The following is a 21,970-nucleotide window of genomic DNA, read 5'->3' as shown; positions in this document are numbered from 1 at the left end:
CGTCCACGGACCACGGACGTCTGGGTTCCGTGGGCGCGCTCGGTGTCATGAGTTCGGCCGACGCGGTGCGTTCCGCGGCGGCGGTGAGCGCGGCGACGATCGGAGCCGCCGCGACAGGGACGGCCCCGGCCGCCACCGGTGGCGCTCCGGCGCCCGGTGCGGCGGTGAACGGGCCGACGACAAACGGTTCCGGGCCCGGTGGCCCGGCTGTGAGCGGTTCGGCGGGCGGGGCGTCGTCCCCGGCCGCGGGCCTTCCGCGTTCGGCTCCGCTGCGCGTGGACGCGCAGCGCAATCTGGAGCATGTGCTGCGGGCCGCGCGTGAGGTCTTCGGTGAGCTGGGGTACGGCGCTCCGATGGAGGACGTGGCACGCCGCGCCCGGGTCGGGGTGGGCACCGTCTACCGGCGGTTCCCCAGCAAGGACGTGCTGGTGCGGCGGATAGCCGAGGAGGAGACCTCCCGGCTGACCGAGCAGGCGCGTACGGCTCTGGGGCAGGAGGAGGAGCCCTGGTCGGCGCTCTCCCGCTTCCTGCGGACCTCGGTGGCGTCGGGCGCCGGCAGGCTGCTGCCGCCGCAGGTGCTGCGCGTCGGGGTCGACGCGGAGGAGCCGGGCGCGGAGGTCTCGCCGGGCGCTGCTCCGTCGGTGGTGGGGGACGCGGGCGACGAGGCCCGTGTTCCGCAGCAGCGGCAGGGCGTGGCCCAGGCGGAGTTCCGGGTCGTCGGCCAGCGCACGGCGGCCGACGACGGGCTCGACGGGCTCGGTGAGGATTCGGGCGCGGCCGAGCTGCTGGAGGTCGTGGGCCGGCTGGTGGAGCGGGCAAGGGAATCGGGTGAGCTGCGCGGTGACGTGACGGTGGCGGATGTGCTGCTGGTCATCGCCACGGCCGCCCCGTCCCTGCCGGACGCCGCCCAGCAGGCGGCGGCCTCGGCACGGCTGCTGGACATCCTGCTGGAGGGGCTGCGGTCCCGGCCCTCGGTCTGACGACGCCCGTACGTCGGCCGCGGTCGGCCGCTCTGCTCCTGCTTGTCGACGTCGCCTGCGGCCGCCGCCTGCCACCGTCCTACGGCGGCGGGCGACGGCGGCGGGCGGAGAGCGGAGGACAGCGGTCGCGACAGGCGACCGGCGGGGGGCGGAAGGCGGCGGTCTTGGCGGGCGGCGAGGGTGCGGAATCAACCGTCGTACCGTCCGGCACCCGTTCGGCCGCACGTTCGGATGCGCCCGCCCCGTCGGAACCTCCGGCGAGGGTGGAGAGAGCGAAGCAGCAAGGATTCATTCCCCGAATGAGGGCCCTTTAGCACTCGCATTCGAGAAAACGCCCCGGATGAGTGGTTGGCGGCAGTGAGGGGCCAACGCGATTGAGCCATGTGGCAGTCTTGGCCGATATTCGGGTCCGAGGGTGTATACGGGGGCTTCCGCGATGAGCGGTAACGAGCAGCAGGAAGAGCCGCTCGACGAGATCGCAGCGGCGGGCAGGGGCACGAAGGCCGACGGGATGCCCTCCGGGCAGGTGCCGGCCCAGGCGGGACGCGGTCCGTCGGACGGTGGATCCGAGGGCGGGACCGTGCTGCCCGGGCCGTGGCCGGCCCTCGCCGGGGACGAGGCCCCCGGCGCGGGTTCCGGTGGCGGCGGTGAGGACATCGGCGCGTACGCGGTGCCGTCGCAGCGCGAGGGCCGCGGCGGGGCCCCCGATGTCGGGCTCTCCGACGCCCAGTTGATCGAAGGCATGCGGGACGGCGACAACCTCGCCTACGAGGAGCTGTTCCGGCGCCACTCGGGCGCGGTCCGCCGGTACGCCCGTACGTGCTGCCGGGACGGGCACACCGCCGACGACCTGACCGCCGAGGTGTTCGCGCGCACCCTCCAGGCCGTGCGGGGCGGCAAGGGGCCGCAGGAGGCCGTGCGGGCCTATCTGATGACCGCCGTCCGCCATGTCGCCGCCGCCTGGACCAAGAGCGCCAAGCGGGAGCAACTGGTCGACGATTTCGCGGTGTTCGCCGCGCAGGCCTCACGCACCTCGGAGCTGTCCGACGACGACACCCTCGACCTGGGCGCCGATGTGCTGGCGATGCACGAGGCCGAGCAGTCGATGGCCATGGCGGCCTTCCGGAGCCTGCCGGAGCGGTGGCAGGCGGTGCTCTGGCACACCACGGTGGAGGAGGAGTCGCCCAGCGAGATCGCCCCGCTGTTCGGCCTGACCGCCAACGCCACCGCCGTCCTGGCCAGCCGGGCCCGGGAAGGGCTCAAGCAGGCGTATCTCCAGGCCCATGTGAGCCAGGCGCTCACCACCGGGGGCGACTGCGCGCAGTACGCGGACCGGCTCGGCGCCTACGCCCGGGGCGGGCTGCGGATGCGGGCCGAGCGCGGGCTGCGCAAGCATCTCGACGAGTGCGCGAAGTGCCGGGTGGCCGCGGGCGAGCTGCAGCATGTGAACGCCGGGATCCCGGCACTGCTGCCGATCGCGGTCATCGGCTGGTTCGCCGCCGGGTACTCGCTCAAGGCGGCCGGTGTCGTGGCGGGCGGGGCCATGGGTGCCGCCGGGGCCGGAGCCGCCGCGGCCGCGACCGGCGGGGGCGCGTCCTCGGGTGCGGCCGCCGGATCAGCGGCCGCCGGGAGCACCGCGGGAAGCGCCGCGGGAGGGTCGTCCGCGGGGTCGGCCGGGGGTGCCGCCGCCTCCGAGGGGCTCGGCGCGCCCGCGAAGGCGGGGATCGCTGCCGCCGTCGCCGTGGCCGCCGCCGCCGGGCTGGTGTGGGCGCTCGTCGGTGACGACGCGCCGAAGCCGGAGCCCGAACCGGTCGCCAAGCCCCCGGCGATGGCGCCCGCCGACCCCTCGCCGGAGCCGCCCGCGCCCGCACCGGAGCCGCCGGCCGACCCCGACCCCGTACCGCCCGCGCCATCCGACCCGGAGCCGCGGCCGGACCCAGCGGAACCGGAACCGCCGGCCCCCGCGGAGCCGGCCCCGACCCCGCCGCCGCGCGCGGAGCCCACGCCCACCCCCTCGCCCGAGCCGCCGGAGCCGACGCCCCCGGCGCCGAGCCCGCCGCCGTCCCCGCAGCCCACTCCGAGCCCGAAGCCGCCGCCCGCGCCGCCGCCCGCCCCGACCGTCTACCAGGTCAGCGAGCTGCCGTACTCCCTGTTCGGCGACCACACCGAGCCGGAGGTGGTGATAGGACAGAGCAGCTGGATCTGGCAGCGTTCGAACGTGGCGATCGACGGCAGGCGGTACGCGCACGGGGTGACCGTGCACGGCCGGTCCTCCGTCACCATCCAGCTCAACCGCCCCTGCACCCGCTACGAGGCGATGGTCGGCGTGGACGACCTGTCGATGGGGCTCGGCGCGGTCCGCTTCTCCGTCTACAACGGGGACGGGGCGCGGCTGTGGCGCTCCCCCGTGATGCAGGGCGGGGACCCCGCCGTTCCCGTCGGTGTCGGGATCGGCGGCCAGTCGTCGATCCGGCTCGTGGTGGAGCCCGAGGGGCCGCTGGGCGCGGTGGCCCTGGCCGACTGGGCGGAGTCCCGGATCAGCTGCGCCTGAGCCCGCGGTCCCGGAGGGCCTGCGCCGGGGCCTTCAGCACTCGCGCCCGGCGGCGGGGCCTGCGCCGGGGGCCGGAGGGCCTGCGCCCGGGCCTTCAGCATCCGCGCCCGGCTGCGGGGCCTGCCCCGGAGCTGCGGGGCCTGCGCCCGGCTGCGTAGGCCTGCTCGTGGGGCTGATGGGGGGCGGTCGAGCCGGTCGGGCCGCTGGGACCGGTCGGCCCGGTGTAACGGGTGTGACCGGTCGGCCCGGTGTGACGGGTGTGACGGGTGTGTCCGGTCGGGCCGGGGTGTGCGGTCGGGCCGGTGGGGCTGTTTCACGTCACGGTTGGAGCGTGCGGCGGGACGGGACCACTCCGCCCGCCACCGCGCGCTGGCGCGGTGCCGCCGTGCCCGTCCAGCAGGTGCCCCGGCGGGCCAGCAGCCGCCGCAGCCACAGCTCGGTGGAGGCCAGCTCCGCCAGGCCGTCCAGCGGGAGCGGCTCGCCTTCCGACGCGGCGCGCAGGGCCTTGCGTACGACGCGGGCCTCGACCAGGCCCGCGTCGGCCAGGAGCGGGGCGTCGAAGAGGGCCATCAGGTCGGGCAGCGCGGTGCGCAGGCCGGTGCGGGTGACGGCGGTGGAGGTGGCCTGGGAGGGGGCTCCCCAGCCGGGCGGCAGGTCGTGGATGCCCGCCCCGCCGAGCACCCGGCGCAGGATCGCGGCCCGGGCGCCCGGCTGGACGCGGAGCGATTCGGGCAGCGCGCGGGCGGCCCGGACGACCTGGTTGTCCAGGAACGGGGCGTGCAGGCGCTGGCTGCGGATCTCCGCCGCCTGCTCCAGGATGCGGTGGTCGGCGGCGGCGCGGGCGAGGGTGGCGCGGGCGCGGGCCTCACCGGGGCGCTGGACGGAGGTGGGCCGGATCGCCGCCTCCTGAAGGCGAACCGATACTTCCGCCAGTGCCTCACCCGTCAGCCAGCGGGCCGCCGGGCCCGGGCGCGACCAGGCGAGGGCGGCGAGCGAGGCGTCGGCGGGGGTGGCGAGGTCGGGGGCGTACCGGTTGGCGTCGGGGAGGAGTCCGGCGGCGGTCTCCAGGCCGGTGCGGTAGGACGTCCGGGCCAGTCGGCGCGCGGCCCGGTAGACCGTCAGCGGGACGAACAGCGAGTGCGCGGTGGGGCCTTCGGCCTTGGTGAGGGCGGCGACCGGGCGCAGGAGGTGGCGTCTGCGCCGGTCCATCAGGAGGTCCGCGAGGCGGGCCGGGTGGGCGTCCAGGACCTGCCGGGCGCCGTGCCCCACCAGATGGTCGGCGCTGCCCGCGGCGAGGCGGCGGCGGTGGCGCTCGGCGACGACGAGCGAGGGGCCGGGCTCGTCGGTGAGCGGGCCGGTGCCCAACGAGGCGTACGGCAGGGCCTCTTCGCCCGCCGCGACGACGACGTGGTGCAGGCGCGGGTTGGCGGCGATGGCGCGGGCGCGCTCCAGTTCGTCCTCGTCGCCGCGGGTGGTGAGGTCGTTGAAGGTGACCGCGAGGAGCCGCTCCCCCGCCCCGGTGCCGTGGCCGAGGAGGGTGCCGGGCAGTCCGGGCAGTCCGGCGGCGAGCAGGGCGAGGGTGGCGGAGGCGCTGCCTCCGGAGAGGTCGGCGCCGATGCCCGCGACCGGGGCTCCCCGGGCCGCGCGCCGGTCGGCGGGGCCCATGCCGGGGACCGGCCCCGGGTCCTGCGGCAGGGTTTCGGGAGCGTGGCGGGGCGCCGTGAGCCGGGCGCGTACGGCTTCGACGAGCGCGTCCCGTACGCCCTCCACGGCGTGCACCGGGTCGACCTGGGGCGCGGCGACGGCGAGGGAGGCGACGGCCTCGTACCCGGTGATCTCCCGCGAGCCCTCCCGCAGGATCAGCGCGTGGCCCGGCGGGACCCGCTTCACCCCGGCGTACGGGGTGCCGTCGCCGAGCGCCTCGGGTGTCTCCGGGCAGGCGAGCAGGGCGGCGAGGTGGCCGATGTCGAGTTGGGCCTCGATGAGGTCGGCCAGCGGGAGGGCGGCGGTGGCGAAGGCGGTGCCACCAGCCCAGGGGGTGTGGAAGACGGGGCGGGCGCCGGCCAGGTCGCCCACCACGGTGAGGCGGCGGCCGATCTGGACGACGGCGGTGTAACTGCCGGGCCAGGCGGTGAGATGGCGCATCGCCCCGCCGCGCGCGGCGAGCAGCCCGACGCGCAGCTGTTCGTCGGTGGCCCCGCAGCAGCCGAGGACGGCGAGGCGGGTGGTGGGGGCGCCTTCGGGGGTGGCGACGCCGATGATCCGGATCTCGTCGGGGCGCCAGTCACCGACCGCCCAGAGCGGATCGGGGTCTCCCCACAGGAGTTGGGAGCCCACCGGGTGGACCGTGCGCCCCTCGCCGCTGTTGCCGACCGCACCGACGGTGCCGAAGCTCGCGGCGATACTGCTCCATCCCACCAACCAACGCATCGCCGCCTCCACAGGCTGTGGACAAGCGGCGCGCTGTGCTGGTCGCATCGCCGCTGCGGGACATGCTGCCACGACAGGGCCGCAGGAGAGGGGGTACGGACAGCGCACGCCGGATGAGCATGCGCCCCTGGCAAAGGCCGGGGACCGTGCGCCGCACCGCCTTCACCGCACCACCGGCAACGGAAGTGCTGATTCCGGGAGTTCGGGGCGGCCGGCCACCCGGCGGGCACGCGCGACACCGTACCGTCCGGGAGAGCGGAGGGAGTGTCACCGGGCCGGGGAGAGCGGTCGAAATCCGGCCATAGCCGGACCGTTGGCCATACCGTCACCGGACAGTCGTAATTCAGCCAATCTCATGAGGCTCCGCCGCCCGCGCACACCCGTCCGCGCCCCCCGCGGCGGGCCTCCACGCACAGTCCGGGAGGTGGGCCTCACCTCCCGGACCGGTCCGCCGCCCGCGGGGAATGGAGCGGCGGTTTCCCCCAGCCCACTGAGTCCAGTGCAGTGAGCCGACCCACGCGGTACCCAGCCAAGCCCCTCCCCCAAGGGCCGGGCCAGAGCGCACGGGCGGGCGCACGGCCACACACCAGGAGCACGCCGTCGCCCGGCCCGCGCACCCCCGGAGCGCGGGCCCGGCGGGCCGCACGGACAACAATCCCGCCATACGGACGTCCGCCCCTTAACGGTCGGGATGGGGAGAACTACGCTGTGTTTACTGGTGTTCTCGACAGGGGGGCATATTCCTCGGGGCTCGGCCATATGCGTGTGCAGGCGGAGTACGAGGGTTCGAACCTGGGGAGGCATCGGTACGAATGCCGCGCGCCGTCCTCGGTGACGCGGCGGCTGTCTGTGTGTCGAGGGGTGGCGCATGTCCAGGGAGCAACGCGGGCCGAACGAGAAGCTCGGCACGGTTCTCGCCCTCGCGGGAATCAGTAACGCCGGGCTCGCCCGGCGGGTCAACGACCTCGGAGCACAGCGCGGTCTGACACTTCGCTACGACAAGACCTCGGTGGCCCGGTGGGTCGCCAAGGGGATGGTGCCGCAGGGCGCGGCACCTCATCTGATCGCGGCGGCGATCGGGGCCAAGCTCGGCCGGCCCGTCCCGCTGCACGAGATCGGGCTCGCCGACGCGGACCCCGCGCCGGAGGTCGGCCTCGCCTTCCCCCGGGACGTGGGCGAGGCGGTCAGGTCGGCGACCGAGCTCTACCGGCTGGATCTGGCCGGGCGCAGGGGCGGCGGCGGGATCTGGCAGTCGCTGGCCGGTTCGTTCGCGGTGAGCGCCTACGCGACCCCCGCGTCCCGCTGGCTGATAACCCCCGCCGACCCGTCGGTCGCCCGCGACCCGACGGCGGCACAGGCGGCGATCCTCGGCGGCCGGAGCGGCGGCCAGGAGGCCGGCGGCGCACCCGGTCCGCGCGGGCCGCTGTCCGCGGCGGACGGCCGGGGTGCGCACATCCCGCACACACCCGGGGGCGCCCAGGGCGGCTCCGGCTCGGTGCCCGTGCAGCCCGGCCCGGAGTCGGTCGCGGACGCCTCGCCGCTGCGGGTGGGCCACAGCGATGTGATGAAACTGCGCGAGGCGGCCCAGGACGCCCGCCGCTGGGACTCCAAGTACGGCGGCGGCGACTGGCGTTCCTCCATGGTCCCGGAGTGTTTACGGGTCGACGCCGCGCCCCTGCTGCTGGGGTCGTACACCGACGAGGTGGGCCGGGCGCTGTTCGGCGCGGCGGCGGAGCTGACCCGGCTGGCGGGGTGGATGGCGTTCGACACCGGCCAGCAGGAGGCCGCCCAGCGCTACTACATCCAGGCCCTGCGCCTGGCCCGCGCCGCCGCCGACGTCCCCCTCGGCGGCTATGTGCTCGCCTCCATGTCCCTCCAGGCGACCTACCGGGGCTTCGCCGACGAGGGCGTCGACCTCGCCCAGGCCGCCGTGGAGCGCAACCGGGGGCTGGCGACCGCTCGCACCATGAGCTTCTTCCGGCTGGTGGAGGCACGCGCCCACGCCAAGGCGGGCGACGCGCCGGCGGCGGGGGCCGCGCTCAAGGGCGCCGAGAGCTGGCTGGAGCGGTCCCGGGCGGGCGACGCGGACCCGTCCTGGCTCGGCTTCTACAGCTACGACCGGTTCGCCGCCGACGCCGCCGAGTGCTACCGGGACCTGAAGGCCCCGCGCCAGGTCCGCCGCTTCACCGAACAGGCCCTCTCCCGGCCCACCGAGGAGTTCGTCCGCAGCCACGGGCTCCGGCTCGTGGTCTCCGCCGTCGCCGAACTGGAGTCGGGGAACCTGGACGCGGCCTGCGCGGCGGGCACCCGGGCGGTGGAGGTGGCCGGCCGGATCTCCTCGGCGCGCACGACGGAGTACGTACGGGACCTGCTGCACCGCCTGGAACCGTACGGGGACGAGCCCCGGGTGGCCGAGCTGCGCGAACGGGCACGGCCGCTGCTGGTGACGCAGGCCTGAGGGGGCGGGGACGTCGGGGGCGGGGACGTCCGGGCCCGGAGCGGAGGGGATTCCGGGGCCGGGGCGAGGTGACCGGCGGGTGGCTTCGTCACGCCCGCCGGTCGCCCCCGCCGGATACGCCGTCGGCCACGGCCTCCGGACGCCGTGTGCGCCACGCCCTGCCCGGATCGGGTTTGAGCCCGTTGTCAGTGGGTCAGTGCACTATCGGGGTGGGAGGTGGCGTGATGATGACGCACGCGGCGTACGACTGCGACGTGCTGGTGATCGGCGGCGGGATCGTCGGTCTGTCGACCGCGTACGCCCTCCAGCGGGCCGCTCCGGGCACCCGGGTCACGGTCCTGGAGAAGGAGCACGGCCCCGCCCGCCACCAGACCGGCCGCAACAGCGGAGTGATCCACAGCGGGATCTACTACCGCCCCGGTTCCCTCAAGGCCCGGTACGCCCTGCGCGGCTCGGCCGAGCTGGCCGACTTCTGTGCCGCGCACTCCATCGCCCACGCCACCACCGGGAAGCTGATCGTCGCCACCGAGCGGTCCGAGCTGCCCCGGCTGCACGGCCTGGTCCAGCGCGGCCGGGAGCACGGACTGCCCGTGCGGGAGCTGGGCCCGGCGCAGATCGCGGAGTACGAGCCCGAGGTCCGGGGCATCGCGGCGATCCGGGTCGCCACGACGGGCGTCTGCGACTTCTCGGCCGTCGCCGCCCGGCTCGCGGCCGAGGTGACGGCGGCGGGCGGCGTCGTGCGGTTCGGGGCGGAGGCCGTCGCCGTGGACCGGCGTGCCTGGGGCGTGGCGGTGCGGACGGCGGAGGGGCTGGTGGTCCGCGCCCGGACGCTGGTCAACTGCGCGGGGCTGCACTGCGACCGGGTGGCCCGGCTCGCGGGCGACGACCCGGGGGTGCGGATCGTGCCGTTCCGGGGTGAGTACTACGAGCTGGCCCGCCCGGAGCTGGTCCGCGGCCTGGTCTACCCGGTGCCGGACCCGGCCTTCCCCTTCCTCGGCGTCCACCTGACCCGGGGCTTCGACGGCTCCGTCCACGTCGGGCCGAACGCGGTCCCCGCCCTGGCCCGTGAGGGGTACGGCTGGCCGGTGGTGCGCCCCGGTGACCTGCTCTCCACGCTGAGCTGGCCGGGCACCTGGCAGATCGCCCGCAGACACTGGCGGTACGGGGCGGGCGAGGTGCACCGCTCGCTCTCGAAGTCCGCCTTCACCCGGGCCGTCCGGCGGCTGCTCCCGGAGGTACGGGAGGAGGACCTGCGCCCGTCGCCCTCAGGGGTCCGGGCCCAGGCGGTGCTGAAGGACGGCACGCTGGTCGACGACTTCCTGATCCGCGAGGCCCCGCACACCGTGCATGTGCTCAACGCGCCGTCGCCCGCCGCGACGGCCTCCCTGCCGATCGGGCGCGAGGTGGCGCGGCGGGCGCTGCGCCGGGCTCAGGAGACGGGGTGGAAGCCGCCCGCCGTAGAATCGGGGCATTGTGTCTGAGCAGCCCCTGAACCCCACCACCGCACCGGCCCCCGACTCCGGGACGGCCGACGAGGCCACGCCGGGCGGTCCACCCGCGACCGGCTCCGCGACCGAGGCGCCCACCGACGATGCGCCCGCGACCGACGCGTCCCCGACCGACGCGCACACCGCCGCCCCCGTGGCCGAAGCTCCGACTGGCGACGCGCCCGTGACCGGCGCGCACACCGCCGACGCCGTGGCCGACACCGTGGCCGAGGCTCCCGACGGCGATACGCCCGTGGCCGAAGCGCCGACGGGCGATGTGCCGGCGGCCGACGCGCACACCGCCAGCCCCGCCGACCCCGCCACGGTCCCCGCCTCCGCGATCGACCCGACCGACCCGACCGGGTCGTCCGACTCGACCGCCGCCGGCCTCCCGGCGGACGAGGCCGCCGCGCTGCGGGCCGCCTCCTTCGAGCGGGCCCGCCGGCTGCGCCAGGAGCCCCGCTTCCCCGGCGGCCCCGCCGCCGACCCGGCCGGCTCGCACCACGAGCGCCGGATCCGCAGCTTCCAGCCGCGCCGCAGCCGGGTCACCACCGGCCAGCAGGAGGCCCTGGAGCGGCTCTGGCCCACGTGGGGCCTGGACATCGACGGCAAACGCGTCCTCGATCTGGAGCAGCTCTTCGGCGGCCTGCCGGTCGTCCTGGAGATCGGGTTCGGGATGGGAGAGGCCACCGCGCAGATGGCCGCCGACGACCCGGGCACCGGCATCCTCGCCGTCGACGTCCACACCCCCGGCCAGGGCAACCTGCTGGGCCTCGCGGACAGAGCCGGCTCGACCAACGTCCGGGTGGCCAACGGCGACGCGGTGATCCTGCTCCGCGAGATGCTGGCCCCCGAGTCGCTCGACGGCCTGCGGGTCTACTTCCCCGACCCGTGGCCCAAGGCCCGCCACCACAAGCGGCGGCTGATCCAGCCCGAGTTCCTGGACCTGGTGGCCCCGGTGCTCAAGCCCGGCGCGATCGTGCACTGCGCGACCGACTGGGAGCCGTACGCGGAGCAGATGCTGGAGGTGCTGACCGCGCACCCCCGCTTCGGGAACACGGCGGCCGACGGCGGTTACGCGCCCCGCCCGGCGTTCCGCCCGCTCACCCGCTTCGAGGGCCAGGGCCTGGACAAGGGCCACGTCGTCCACGATCTGCTCTTCGCCCGCGTCTGACCCCCGCCCACCACACACGCGCACGCTCCGGCGCACCGCCGGGCAGACCGCAACCGCACAGACCGCCGTCGGGCAGACCGCAACCGCACAGACCGCCGTCCGGCAGACCTCCGCCGGACGGACCGTCACCCGGCGGGCCACCTCCCGGCCCGTCGGCGGACCAGCGTGGCCGAACAGCGAACCGTCCTGGCCGGATGCACGGTCGCCGGGTGTCAGTGGTCCTCGTTAGGGTCGAGGGGTGTCCGACGGTTCCGTGCAGTACCAGCAGCGGCAGCCGGCGGTCCCGGTCCTCCACGACGAGCAGCGGCTCGACGAGGTGCTGGGCGCCGTGCCGGAGCGCGGCCGGTGGAAGTACCGGCCGCGCCGCGTCGGCATGGTGTGGCGCAGCAAGGTGTTCCGCGCCGGGGCCGTGATCGTGGCGCTGGCGCTCTGCTGGCTGGTGATCCTGGCCCTCGTGCGCGAGGAGACCGGCCCGGAGGGGTTCCTCGTCGGCCTCGGCCTGGCGGTGCTCCCGGTGCCGCTGCTGATGGCCGCCTTCCGCTGGCTGGACCGGGTCGAACCGGCCCCCTGGCGCAATCTGCTCTTCTCCTTCGCCTGGGGAGCGTGCGCGGCCGCGCTCATCTCGATCATCGCCAACTCGTTCGCGGTGCGCTGGATAGCCACCGCCACCGCCGACCCGTCGAGCGCCGACGCGTGGGGGGCGACGGTGATCGCCCCGGTGGTGGAGGAGAGCGCCAAGGCCGTCTCCGTACTGCTGATCTTCATCTTCCGGAGGCGGGAGTTCCGGGGCGTGGTCGACGGGATCGTGGTCGCCGGCTTCACCGGTACGGGCTTCGCCTTCACCGAGAACATCCTCTATCTGGGCAACGCCTTCGGTGAGGACCAGCAACTGGGCAGTTCGGGCCTGGCGTCGATGACGGCGGGGACGTTCTTCGTACGGATCGTGCTGTCGCCGTTCGCGCACCCGCTGTTCACGGTCCTCACCGGCCTCGGCTTCGGCTTCGCGGTCATCAGCGCCCGCCACCACCGGCTCCGCCGGATCGCCCTGCCGCTGCTCGGCCTGCTCGCCGCGATGGGCCTGCACGCCCTGTGGAACGGTTCGGCGGTCTTCGGCGGGCTCGGCTTCTACGCGGTGTACGCGGTCGTGATGGTCCCGCTCTTCGGGCTGCTGACCTGGCTGGCGGTCTGGTGGCGCCGCCGCGAGCTGCGGACGCTCGCCGCCGAACTGCCCGCGTACGCCGCGGCCGGCTGGCTCACGCCGGCCGAGCCGCTGGCGCTCTCCTCGATGCGGACCCGGGGCATGGCCCGCGACCTGGCCCGCCACTGGCACGGCAGGCAGGACCGCTCCCGGGGCCGGGCGGCGGCCCGCGCGGTCGCCGAGTACGAGTCGTTCGCGACGACCCTCGCCGGGCTGCGCCGCCGCGCCCGCCATGACGCGGTGGGCCCGGACTTCGCCGCCCGGGAGCGGGAGCTGCTGCACCACCTCTGGCAGCGCCGGGACATCGCGTCCCCGGCCCTCACCCACGCGGCCCGCGTGACGGGCAGCGCCCCGCGCCCGTACCCGTACCGGCAGCCGATGCCGTACGGACAAGGACAGGGCTACGGCACCGGGCAGCCGCATCCGTACGGAAGCGGCCAGGGGTACGGGTACGGCTACGCCCCCGCCCAGCACCAGAACCCCGGCCACGGAACCCCCCACGGCCAGGCCCCCGGCCACGGAACCCCCACCTATGGCTATGGCTACGGCCAAGCCCCCCGGACAGACCGGCAGCCCTGACGTCGGGGGGTGAGCGTCAGGGCTGCCGGGGTTTCGAGGGGCGGGTGGTACGCGAACGACGTACCGGGATCTCAGACGTTGAGGCCCTTGCTGTTCAGCCAGGCGATCGGGTCCATGGCCGAGCCGCCGGCGGTGCGGACCTCCAGGTGGAGGTGGACGCCGGTCACGTTGCCGGTGGCGCCCATGCGGCCGATGGTGTCGCCGGTGCTGACCTTCTGGCCGACCGAGACGTCGATCGAGGACTGGTGGGCGTACCAGAGCTCGGTGCCGTCCTCCAGCTGGAGGACCGTGCGGTAGCCGTACGAACCGGACCAGCCGGCCGACGTGATCGTGCCGCTGTGCACGGCCTTGAGCGGCGAACCGGCCGCTCCGGCGAAGTCGGTGCCGGTGTGCTGGCCGGAGGACCACATGGCGCCGGACTGGCCGTAGGTCGAGGTGATCGTGTACCCGGAGGCGGGCAGGGTGTAGCTGGCGCGGAGCTTGGCGAGGCGCTCCTCCTCGGCCTTCTTCGCCGCCGCCTCCTCCGCCGCCTTCTTCTCGGCGGCGGCCTTGGCCTTCGCCTTGGCTTCCGCCTCGTCCTGCTGCTTCTTGGCCTCCGCGGCGGCCTTCTCGGCCGCGGCCTTCTCCTCGGCGGCCTTGGCCTCGGCGTCGGCGGCGGCCTGCTGCTGCTCGGCCTGCTGGAGGATCCGGGCACGCAGGGCCTCGCCCGCGTCGGTGGTGCCCTGCTCGGCCTCGGCGGTCGTGATGCCCGCGGAGGTGAGGGGGGCGGCCGCGGCGACCGGGGCGGCCTCGGCCTTGTCGGACATGAAGGCCCCGACGCCGGGAAGGGACTTGGCGTCGGGGAGGTTGTCCGCGATGGAATCGGGAAGGGAGATGGAGACGGGCGGCTTGGACTGGGCGGTGGCCATGCCACCCGCACCGACGGCCGCTATGACGCCGACCCCGAGGACGGTGGAGCTACGGGCGAGCCCCCGCTGCTTGGCCACGCGGTGCTTGCCGCGCACGGGACGGACGGACTCCGCGGTGGGGTTCCACTCCTCCCAGGTCCGCTCCGGACCGCCGAAGGCGTCGGCGCTCAGGGATGACGGGGCCTCAGGGGCAGGCTGGTTGGACGCCACGTGGGCGCACTCCTTTCCTTCCTTCTCGCCTACCGGGTTAGCTGACGGGTTCGGAGCAGGAAGGTCTCCTACGGGCCCCTCTGCCTCACAGTGGAGACACAGGCGTCCGATTCACCCCATGTAGGTGGTTCCCCGGTTCCCTTGCGGGATTCGGCGCTCGCGCACGGCGCCGTCCTGACGACGGCTGGGACGACCGCGCTGCGTTATCGAACGTTAATAGACAGGTGGGCCCGATTCCAAGCTGTTCCTGTTGATCATTAACGGCTACGACAGGGATTTACCCACAACAAACACCGCCAACCGGACAACATGACATCCCCTCACCCACACCTCTTTTTCTGACGGTATGTCAAACGTTATGCGGAGCGGCGCCCTTCAACTACGCACCGTGTCATCGCCCCGGCCCACGATCTTCACCGTCGTCCGCCGCGGCGGCTGCCCCTCCGCGGGACGGCTCACCGCGAGCAGCGCCATGTCGTCCGTCGACCGGCCGCCGGTGTGCAGCCGTACGTCGTCGGTGAGCGCCGAGAGCAGCTCCTCGGGGCCGGGGAAGATCCGGCCGCGGAGCCGGGCCTCGGGGTCGTAGAAGACGCCGTTCGCGTCCCGGGCCTCGGAGAGGCCGTCCGTGAAGGCGAGCAGCGTCGAACCGGGAGGCATCTCCCACTCGTCGGACCGGTCGGGCCACACCCCCAGGTCCATCCCCAGCGGCAACGCGGGCACGCTCGGCGCGAGAACCTCCAGGGCCCCGTCGGCGTGCAGCAGGATCGGCTCGGGGTGCCCGCGGTTGACGAGGCGCAGCGCGGCCGAACCGGGCGGGATCTCGGCCAGTACGGCGGTGATGAACCCCTCCATGGCGTCCAGCCCGTACCGCCGCGTCCCCTCCCGCGCGAGCGCCCGCTCCAGCCGCTGGGCCACGCCCTCCAGCGACCGCTCCTGCTCGGCGGCCTCCCGGAACGCGCCGATGATGACCGCCACCGCCTCCACGGCGTCCAGCCCCTTGCCGCGTACGTCCCCGACGACCAGACGCACGCCGTAGGGGGTGTCCGCCACCGCGAACAGGTCCCCGCCGACGAACTCGTCCGCCTGCGCCGCCTCGTACCGCGCGGCCACCTGGAGCCCGCCGATCCGCTCCGCCGGGGTCGGCAGCACGGCCCGCATGGCGGTCTCCGCGATGACCCGCGCCGAGGCCAGCTGCTCGTTGCTGCGGCGGACCACCCCGTTGATCACGAGGGCCAGGACGGCGGCGGTGAGGACAGTGATCATCTCGATGACCGGGACGACCTGGGTGGAGGTCCCGTCGGAGATCCGCATCGCGATGACGGAGAGGACCGAGGCCACCCCCGTACGGATGGTGCTGGCGAGCGAGAAGAAGGGCGCGGCGATCAGCGGCGCGGCCACGAACAGGGGGACGGCGGTGAAGTTGGCCGGGGCCAGCGAGTCGAAGAGGAGCCCGCCGCCAATCAGCAGCACCGGCAGCAGCCGGACGAACCGCCGGGTCCCGGCGGTCCGGGCCACCACCGGCTTCCCCCGCCCCGTGGAGCCGGGCGTGGCACGCCCGGGGATGCCGAGGCTCCCCCTCACGAGCCCGCGCCCCTTCTCCGCCATCCCCACCACCTGTGCACTCCTGCCCGGTCCGGCCACGGCTGCGGACGGTACCGCGCCCCGTCCAGGCTTCCCGGAGCCGCGCCGTGCGGCGACTCCTCATCGGCCAAATAGGGGGAAGCGGCCCCTTGCGCGGGCGGCCCCCGCCGGTCAGTCGGAGAGCCGGTGTTCCGCGTGGATCGTCAGCGCATCCCGTACGAAGGCGGCGGTGCCGTCTCCGTAGCGATCGTAGTTCTTTCCGAAGCGGGGATCGGCGGCGTACATCTCACCGAGCCCGATGACGTACGAACGGGTGAGCCCGGGACCCGTCTCCCCGGAGGCCAGCCACGCACAGTGCCGCCGGGCGACCTCCTGGGCCTGCTCGCCGCCCGGCCCGGCGCCGGCCTCCCGGGCCCGCGCCCAGTCGCGGGCGATGGCCTCGTGCTCGTCCAGGAAGGCCCGCTTCCCCTCCTCCCCCAGCGAGCGCCACCACCGGTCGCCCTCCTCGTACGCCGCACGCCCCCAGCGCTCGGTCACCTCCCGCTCGTGCGCGGTGTGGTCGAAGCCGTCGAACACTTCCTCGGCCATGAGTTCCACTCCCTCCTCCGTCTTGTGGAGAGTGGTCCGCACCGAGGCGATCTGCCGCCCGATGCGCGCCTGCTCCTGTTCGAGCAACCGCAGATGCGCCCTCAGCGCCGCCCCCGTGTCCCGCTGCCCTTCGAGTACGTCCTTGATGGCGGGCAGCGACAGCCCCAGCTCCCGCAGCAGCAGGATGCGCTGCAGCCGGACGAGGGCGTCCTGGTCGTAGTAGCGGTAGCCGTTGCTCCCGACCCGGCTCGGCGCGAGGAGACCGAGGTCCCCGTAGTGCCGGAGCGTGCGGCTCGTGGTGCCGGCCCTTCTGGCGATTTCCTGGATGGACCACTCCATGCCGGAAACGCTAGATCTTTACGCAACGTCAAGGTCAACCGGACAGCTCAGGTTCCGGAAACGACTCAGGCCCGGTACGCGATCAGTGATCTGCGTACCGGGCCTGGATCTTCAGTAGCGGGGACAGGATTTGAACCTGCGACCTCTGGGTTATGAGCCCAGCGAGCTACCGAGCTGCTCCACCCCGCGTCGGTGAACACAACTCTACGCCATCGGAGAGGGTGCTCCGACCACTTTTCCGTCGGGGCCCGCCGCTCAGCTGCGGCGGGCCCCGACGGGAAGGCTCTAGAGAGCCGCCGCCCCGGTGGGTGCGGGCGCGGGAGTGCGGTCGGTGAGCGGCAGGATCGCGGGCTCCGCGGCCTCGTTGAGGAAGACCCGCCGCACGACCCGCTCCGCGGCGTTTCCGTCGTCGAACTGGCAGAAGCGTTCCCGGAAGGCGGCGCGCAGGCCGGCGGCCTCCTGGCTCTGCCAGCGGCCGCTGCGGAAGGTGTCGATCAGCGCGTCCTCGGTGGTCGCCACGGCCCCCGGGGTGTCGCCGGGGCGGCCGGAGACGAGGTCGAAGGTGACACCGCGGCTCTGGGAGTAGACCTGCCAGTCGTCCGCGAAGACCACGATGGGCCGGTCCAGGTTGGCGTAGTCGAACGTGATCGACGAATAGTCGGCGATCAGCGCGTCCGAGGCCAGGCACAGGTCCTCGACCACCGGGTAGCCGGACACGTCGATGATGGCGCCCTGCTCCGCGAGGCGCTGCAGCCGGGGGTTCTGCGTGTAGAAGTAGTGCGAGCGGACCAGCAGGACGAAGTCGTCACCCAGCTCGGTGGCCACCCGGGCCAGGTCCAGGGTCGGGGTCCAGCCCTTCTGGTAGTCGCGGTGGGTCGGCGCGTACAGCACGGCGGTCTTGCCCGGAGCGATGCCGAGGTCGGCACGGATCCTGGCGACGTCCTCGGCGCCGGCCCGGTAGTAGACGTCGTTGCGCGGGTATCCCACGTCCAGCGACTCGAAGGCGGCCGGGTAGACCCGCTCCCAGTGCTCGGTGGAGTGCTCGTTGGAGGAGACGCTGAAGTCCCAGCGGTCCACGCGCTGCAGCAGCTTGGCGAAGTTCATGCCCTTCGCGGAAGCCGGGAAGTTCTGCTGGTCGATGCCCATGCGCTTGAGCGGGGTGCCGTGGTGGGTCTGCAGATGGACCTGGCCCGGCCGCTTGACGATGGCGTCGGAGAAGTTGACGTTGTTGACGAAGTACTTCGCCCGCGCCATGACCTCCCAGTAACGGCGCGAGTTGGGGACCACGACGTCGAGACCCTCGGGTATCTGGTCGGCGAGGTCCGCGCGGACCACCCAGACGCCCCGCACCTGCGGGGCCAGTTCCTTGGCCTTCTCGTAGATGGCGAGCGGGCTGCAGGCGGGGAGCCGGTTCCAGTACGAGCTGTAGACGGCGAGGTTGGGGTCGATGGCGCGGCGGCGCTCGACGGCGTACAGACCCGCGTACGCGCGCTTGCCGACCTTGACCTTCGCCTTGCGGGCCTTCTTCAGGCTGGTCTTCTTGACCCGGTCGACGAGCTCGGTGGTCTGGAAGGCGCGGTGCGAGCCCTTGGCCAGGGCGCGCATGTCGTCCCCGGTCTGCCCCTCGGGGAGCGTGAAGCCCTCCGGGAGGTGGCGGCGGTAGAAGGCCGAGGTGAGCTTGAAGAACTCCTCGCGGTCCGCGACCCTGACGCGCTCGGGGCGCTTGAGCGCGAACAGCATGTGGAACACCGCCCGCTCGAAGAGCAGGGGCCTCGCCCAGGCCAGTTCGGGACGCGCGGCGAGGAAGGCGAACAACCCCTCGTACTGCTGGAAGATGTCGAAGTGCTTGCGACCGGGCGTCTTGGTGATCGCGCCCTGACGGCGCTGGCGGTACTCGATGCCGACCTGGTTGAGGCATCCGATGCGCTCGGCCGTCACCATCGCCATGTAGGTGACCGGCGCGTCCTCGTACAGGCCCGGCGCGTACTGGAAGCCCTCCTTGAGGAAGAACTCACGACGGAACGCCTTGTTCCAGGCCACCAGGAACAGGTTGAGGTACTCGGGCCGCTCCTCGAGCCGGAACACGTCCGTGCCCGCCTGCTCGATCAGGTCGGCGGCCTCGGTGCGGCCGCCCTTGCCCCACCAGTAGGTACGCACATGGTCGAAGGCGAGGATGTCCAGCCCGCCGACGGCGTCCAGGCGGTCGGCCAGGGCCTGCAGCAGACCCGGCGTGTACGCGTCGTCGCTGTCCAGGAACAGCACGTACTCGCCCGTCGCCCGCGCGAGACCGGCGTTACGGGCCCGGCCCAGGCCCCCGTTCTCCGGCAGGTGCACGGCCTTGACCCGCTCGTCGCGGGCCGCGTACTCGTCGACGATCGCGCCACTGGAGTCCGGTGAGCAGTCGTTGACCGCGATGACCTCGATGTCCCGGAACGACTGGTCCAGGACCGAGTCCAGGCACTCGCGCAGGTACCCTTGAACCTTGAATATGGGTACGACAATGCTGAACCTGGGCATGGGTCAAAAACTCCTCGGATGCTAAGCGGAGGCGGAGGGGGAGTGGACCGGACAGGTCTCAGCACCCTATGTAGAGAATACATACGGCCTGGCAGGCGAAAATCCTGCGCGACAGCGGGGAAGATCCACCGGCGCAGCGGCTCCGGCCGCAGCTGGTCAAAGGGCCTGGGATGCCCGCACGCGTCCGGGACGCAGGCTCCTCGCCTCCATGTCGAGCGCCGTGGACCACGAAGGGTCCACAGCGCCTCTGGCGCCGATTCCACCGCCCGCCCGGCACCGCCCCGGCCCGCTCCCCCGACGGACGGCACGGGTGACGAACCCGACAGCGTCCCGGCCGGACGGAGCCGGTCGAGGCACTGAGGCAGCAGGCCGGAGGAGATTCCCCGCCCTGCGGTCGGTAGGCCGTGTGGGACTCGAACCCACAACCAACGGATTAAAAGTCCGCTGCTCTGACCAATTGAGCTAACGGCCCCGGTCGCATCACCCACGAGCATAGCCCGCCCGGTCCCGGCAGCCGATCCGGTATCGGTGTCGGGCCCTGTCGGGCTGCCGTCGTGTCCCTTTCGGGGCGGGTTGTGCTGTTGATGGGGTGGGGTGTGCCGTCCCGGGGAGGGGACGGCAACAGGGCCCGTACGTCACCGAGTCGGTTCGGTGGCGTACGGGCCCTGCCGGTCTGTCAGGCGGACCTGTTCAGTGGTCAGCCGTTGCGCTTCCAGCGCGGCTTGTCGTCGCGGCGGCCGAAGGAGCCGGTGTTGGTGCCGGTGTTGGCACCGCGGTGGTCGTCACGACGGCCGGTGGGGCGGTCGTGGCCGCCGGAGCGGTAGCCGCCGGAGGGGCGGTCGTCACGGCGGTCGCGGTTGAACGGGCGGTCGCCGCCACCGGAGCGGAAGCCACCGGAGGGGCGGTCGTCGCGACGGTCACGGTTGAAGGAGGGACGGTCGTCGCGACGCTCGAAGGGACGGCCACCACGGTCGTCACGGCGGTCGCCGCCGCCGGAGCGGAAGCCGCCCGAGGGACGGTCGTCACGACGGTCACGGTTGAAGGAGGGACGGTCGTCGCGACGCTCGAAGGAACGGCCACCACGGTCGTCACGGCGGTCGCCGCCGCCGGAGCGGAAGCCGCCCGAGGGACGGTCGTCACGACGGTCACGGTTGAAGGAGGGACGGTCGTCGCGACGCTCGAAGGAACGGCCACCACGGTCGTCACGGCGGTCGCGGTCCCGGTTGAACGACGGGCGGTCGTCACGGCGGTCGTTGCCGCGGTAGCCGCCACGGTCGCCACCCCGGTTGTCACGGCGCTCGTAGTTGCCCCGCTCGTCGCGGCGCTGCTCCTCGCGGGCGGCCGGCTGCTCGGGGACGGAGACGGCGGCCACCAGGGCGGCCTCCGCCTCGGCGGTGACCTCGGCCACGGCGGCCTCGGGGTCGTCGCCCCGCTCGCGGGCGGCGCGGGCGACCAGGCGGTCGGCCTCCTCGCGCAGCTCGACGGCGCGGCGCTGGACGCGCTCCAGCTGCTTCGTCAGGTCGGCGGCCTCGCGCTCGGCCTGCTTGGCGGCGTTGTTCGCGGAGTCGGCCTGGACCTCGGTGAGCGAACGGGCGCCGGTGATCTCGGCGACCTCCGGCTCGAAGACGCCCGCGCCCTGGACGATGTGGCGCGAGGCGTCGACGCCCGCGTCCTCCATCAGGCGGAAGATCTGGCGGCGCTGGTGCGGGAGCGCCAGCGAGACGACCACACCGGAGCGGCCGGCGCGGGCGGTACGGCCCGAGCGGTGCAGGTAGTCCTTGTGGTCACCGGCCGGGTCCACGTTCAGGACCAGGTCGATGCCGTCCACGTGGATGCCGCGGGCGGCCACGTCGGTCGCGACGAGCGCGTTGACGTACCCCTTCTTGAAGTCCTCCAGGACCCGCGTACGGGCGCCCTGGGTCATGCCGCCGTGCAGCGCGTCGGCCTTCACGCCGGACTCGATGAGCTGTTCGGCGATGCGGTCGGCGCCCAGCTGGGTGCGGACGAAGATGATGGTGCGGCCCTTGCGGGCGGCGATGGCGGCCGTGACCGGCGCCTTGTCCTTCGGCTTCACGACGAGGACGTGGTGCGACATGGTCGTGACGTTGCCCTGGGCGCTGTCGACCTCGTGCGTGACCGGGTCGGTCAGGTAGCGCTTGACCAGCGTGCTGATCTCGTTCTCCATGGTGGCGGAGAAGAGCATCCGCTGACCGCCCGCGGGGACCTGGTCCAGCAGCTCGGTGACCTCGGGCAGGAAGCCCAGGTCGGACATCTGGTCGGCCTCGTCGAGGACGGCGACCTGGACGTCCTCCAGGGAGCAGGCACCGCGGTTGATGATGTCGCGCAGCCGGCCCGGGGTGGCGACGAGGATGTCGACGCCGCGCTCCAGGGCGTAGATCTGGTTGCCCATCGACGTACCGCCGCAGACGACCTTCATCTTCAGGCCGAGCACGTCACCGTACGGCTGCAGCGCGTCCGCGACCTGCATCGCCAGCTCACGGGTGGGGGTGAGGATGACCGCGCGGGGCTTCTTCTTGTCGGTGCGGCCGCCGGCGAGCGCCGCCAGGGTCGGCAGACCGAAGGAGAGCGTCTTGCCGGAGCCCGTACGGCCGCGGCCGAGGATGTCCTTGCCGGCCAGGGCGTCCGGGATGGTCGCCGCCTGGATCGGGAAGGGGGTGGTCACACCGTTCTGCGCGAGCTTGCGGACGATGCCCTCGGGCAGGCCCAGGTCACCGAAGGTGATGGTCGGCTCGGCGTCGGCCTCGGCGGCCGGGGCGGAGTCGGAGGCGGTGGTGTCGGCGGGGGCGTCGGAGCCGGTGTCCGTCGCGGACTCCGCGGCGGCGGACGTGCCCGCCGGGGCCTCGGTCACCGCGGACTCGACGAGCTCGGTGAGCGCGTCGGTGTCGATGTTCTCGGGCATGACGGTGCGGTCAGAGCTGGAAATTGACATGCGAAATGCGAAACCTTCCG

12 protein-coding genes, 2 tRNA genes and 1 riboswitch are annotated in these 21,970 nt (G+C 73.8%); of the genes, 6 read left to right on the top strand and 8 right to left on the bottom strand.

Translation table 11 applies throughout. From position 1 onward, the window contains the following. Positions 1-29 precede the first annotated feature (29 nt). Both ACQ9ZG_RS17820 and ACQ9ZG_RS17815 read left to right on the top strand, forming a co-directional pair. Positions 30-980 (top strand): TetR/AcrR family transcriptional regulator, encoded by a 951-nt coding sequence (locus ACQ9ZG_RS17820; protein WP_499280830.1) that lies wholly within the window; start codon positions 30-32, stop codon positions 978-980. A 436-nt stretch (positions 981-1,416) separates the two neighbouring features. After that, entirely contained in the window at positions 1,417-3,531 is a 2,115-nt protein-coding gene (locus ACQ9ZG_RS17815; RefSeq protein WP_499280828.1) for a sigma-70 family RNA polymerase sigma factor, read from the top strand. 318 nt (positions 3,532-3,849) lie between these two features. Here the strand turns inward: ACQ9ZG_RS17815 and ACQ9ZG_RS17810 are convergent, their stop codons facing one another. After that, complete coding sequence (locus tag ACQ9ZG_RS17810) at positions 3,850-5,961, bottom strand: asparagine synthase-related protein (RefSeq protein ID WP_106961794.1); 2,112 nt, start codon at positions 5,959-5,961, stop codon at positions 3,850-3,852. Positions 5,962-6,829: 868 nt separating this feature from the next. On the opposite strand from ACQ9ZG_RS17810, the gene ACQ9ZG_RS17805 reads away from it, so the two are divergent. From ACQ9ZG_RS17805 to ACQ9ZG_RS17790, 4 genes are all read left to right on the top strand, one after another. Continuing rightward, entirely contained in the window at positions 6,830-8,419 is a 1,590-nt protein-coding gene (locus tag ACQ9ZG_RS17805; RefSeq protein ID WP_499280827.1) for an NsdA family TPR-like regulatory protein, read from the top strand. Between the two features lie 224 nt (positions 8,420-8,643). Then, entirely contained in the window at positions 8,644-9,900 is a 1,257-nt protein-coding gene (gene lhgO, locus ACQ9ZG_RS17800) for an L-2-hydroxyglutarate oxidase (RefSeq protein ID WP_499280826.1), read from the top strand. A gap of 283 nt (positions 9,901-10,183) precedes the next feature. Beyond that, positions 10,184-11,080: a tRNA (guanosine(46)-N7)-methyltransferase TrmB gene (gene trmB, locus ACQ9ZG_RS17795; RefSeq protein WP_499281613.1), complete on the top strand. Its 897-nt coding sequence runs from the start codon at positions 10,184-10,186 to the stop codon at positions 11,078-11,080. A 238-nt stretch (positions 11,081-11,318) separates the two neighbouring features. Further along, positions 11,319-12,857: a PrsW family intramembrane metalloprotease gene (locus tag ACQ9ZG_RS17790; RefSeq protein ID WP_499280825.1), complete on the top strand. Its 1,539-nt coding sequence runs from the start codon at positions 11,319-11,321 to the stop codon at positions 12,855-12,857. Positions 12,858-12,928: 71 nt separating this feature from the next. Here the strand turns inward: ACQ9ZG_RS17790 and ACQ9ZG_RS17785 are convergent, their stop codons facing one another. The 7 genes from ACQ9ZG_RS17785 to ACQ9ZG_RS17755 all read right to left on the bottom strand — a co-directional run bounded on the left by ACQ9ZG_RS17785 (position 12,929) and on the right by ACQ9ZG_RS17755 (position 21,920). Then, positions 12,929-13,975: a M23 family metallopeptidase gene (locus ACQ9ZG_RS17785; protein WP_028420179.1), complete on the bottom strand. Its 1,047-nt coding sequence runs from the start codon at positions 13,973-13,975 to the stop codon at positions 12,929-12,931. An 11-nt stretch (positions 13,976-13,986) separates the two neighbouring features. Continuing rightward, a riboswitch (cyclic di-AMP (ydaO/yuaA leader) is annotated at positions 13,987-14,141 on the bottom strand. 209 nt (positions 14,142-14,350) lie between these two features. Further along, positions 14,351-15,580: a PP2C family protein-serine/threonine phosphatase gene (locus ACQ9ZG_RS17780; RefSeq protein WP_181398229.1), complete on the bottom strand. Its 1,230-nt coding sequence runs from the start codon at positions 15,578-15,580 to the stop codon at positions 14,351-14,353. A 147-nt stretch (positions 15,581-15,727) separates the two neighbouring features. Beyond that, the gene (locus ACQ9ZG_RS17775) at positions 15,728-16,483 is read right to left on the bottom strand and encodes a MerR family transcriptional regulator (protein ID WP_109915327.1); all 756 of its coding nucleotides are present in this window, start codon (positions 16,481-16,483) and stop codon (positions 15,728-15,730) included. Between the two features lie 115 nt (positions 16,484-16,598). Continuing rightward, positions 16,599-16,672, bottom strand: a tRNA-Met gene (locus tag ACQ9ZG_RS17770). 96 nt (positions 16,673-16,768) lie between these two features. Then, positions 16,769-19,000 carry a bifunctional glycosyltransferase/CDP-glycerol:glycerophosphate glycerophosphotransferase gene (locus ACQ9ZG_RS17765; RefSeq protein ID WP_018488389.1) on the bottom strand — a complete coding sequence of 744 codons (2,232 nt, stop codon included), beginning with the start codon at positions 18,998-19,000 and terminating at the stop codon, positions 16,769-16,771. A gap of 398 nt (positions 19,001-19,398) precedes the next feature. After that, positions 19,399-19,472: transfer RNA gene (locus ACQ9ZG_RS17760), tRNA-Lys, on the bottom strand. Between the two features lie 225 nt (positions 19,473-19,697). Continuing rightward, positions 19,698-21,920: a DEAD/DEAH box helicase gene (locus ACQ9ZG_RS17755; RefSeq protein ID WP_499281612.1), complete on the bottom strand. Its 2,223-nt coding sequence runs from the start codon at positions 21,918-21,920 to the stop codon at positions 19,698-19,700. Between the last annotated feature and the right edge of the window lie 50 nt (positions 21,921-21,970).

The organism is Streptomyces araujoniae (genome assembly GCF_050871195.1).
Classification (GTDB): domain Bacteria; phylum Actinomycetota; class Actinomycetes; order Streptomycetales; family Streptomycetaceae; genus Streptomyces; species Streptomyces bacillaris.
This window is presented reverse-complemented; position numbering and strand designations above follow the sequence as displayed.

Bases quoted from the DNA above. Each gene is read 5' to 3' on its own strand.
- ACQ9ZG_RS17815 (WP_499280828.1), top strand. From the start codon at position 1,417: ATGAGCGGTAACGAGCAGCAGGAAGAGCCGCTCGACGAGATCGCAGCG.
- ACQ9ZG_RS17810 (WP_106961794.1), bottom strand. From the start codon at position 5,961: ATGCGTTGGTTGGTGGGATGGAGCAGTATCGCCGCGAGCTTCGGCACC.
- ACQ9ZG_RS17805 (WP_499280827.1), top strand. From the start codon at position 6,830: ATGTCCAGGGAGCAACGCGGGCCGAACGAGAAGCTCGGCACGGTTCTC.
- lhgO (WP_499280826.1), top strand. From the start codon at position 8,644: ATGATGACGCACGCGGCGTACGACTGCGACGTGCTGGTGATCGGCGGC.
- ACQ9ZG_RS17780 (WP_181398229.1), bottom strand. From the start codon at position 15,580: ATGGCGGAGAAGGGGCGCGGGCTCGTGAGGGGGAGCCTCGGCATCCCC.
- ACQ9ZG_RS17775 (WP_109915327.1), bottom strand. From the start codon at position 16,483: ATGGAGTGGTCCATCCAGGAAATCGCCAGAAGGGCCGGCACCACGAGC.
- ACQ9ZG_RS17765 (WP_018488389.1), bottom strand. From the start codon at position 19,000: ATGCCCAGGTTCAGCATTGTCGTACCCATATTCAAGGTTCAAGGGTAC.
- ACQ9ZG_RS17755 (WP_499281612.1), bottom strand. From the start codon at position 21,920: ATGCCCGAGAACATCGACACCGACGCGCTCACCGAGCTCGTCGAGTCC.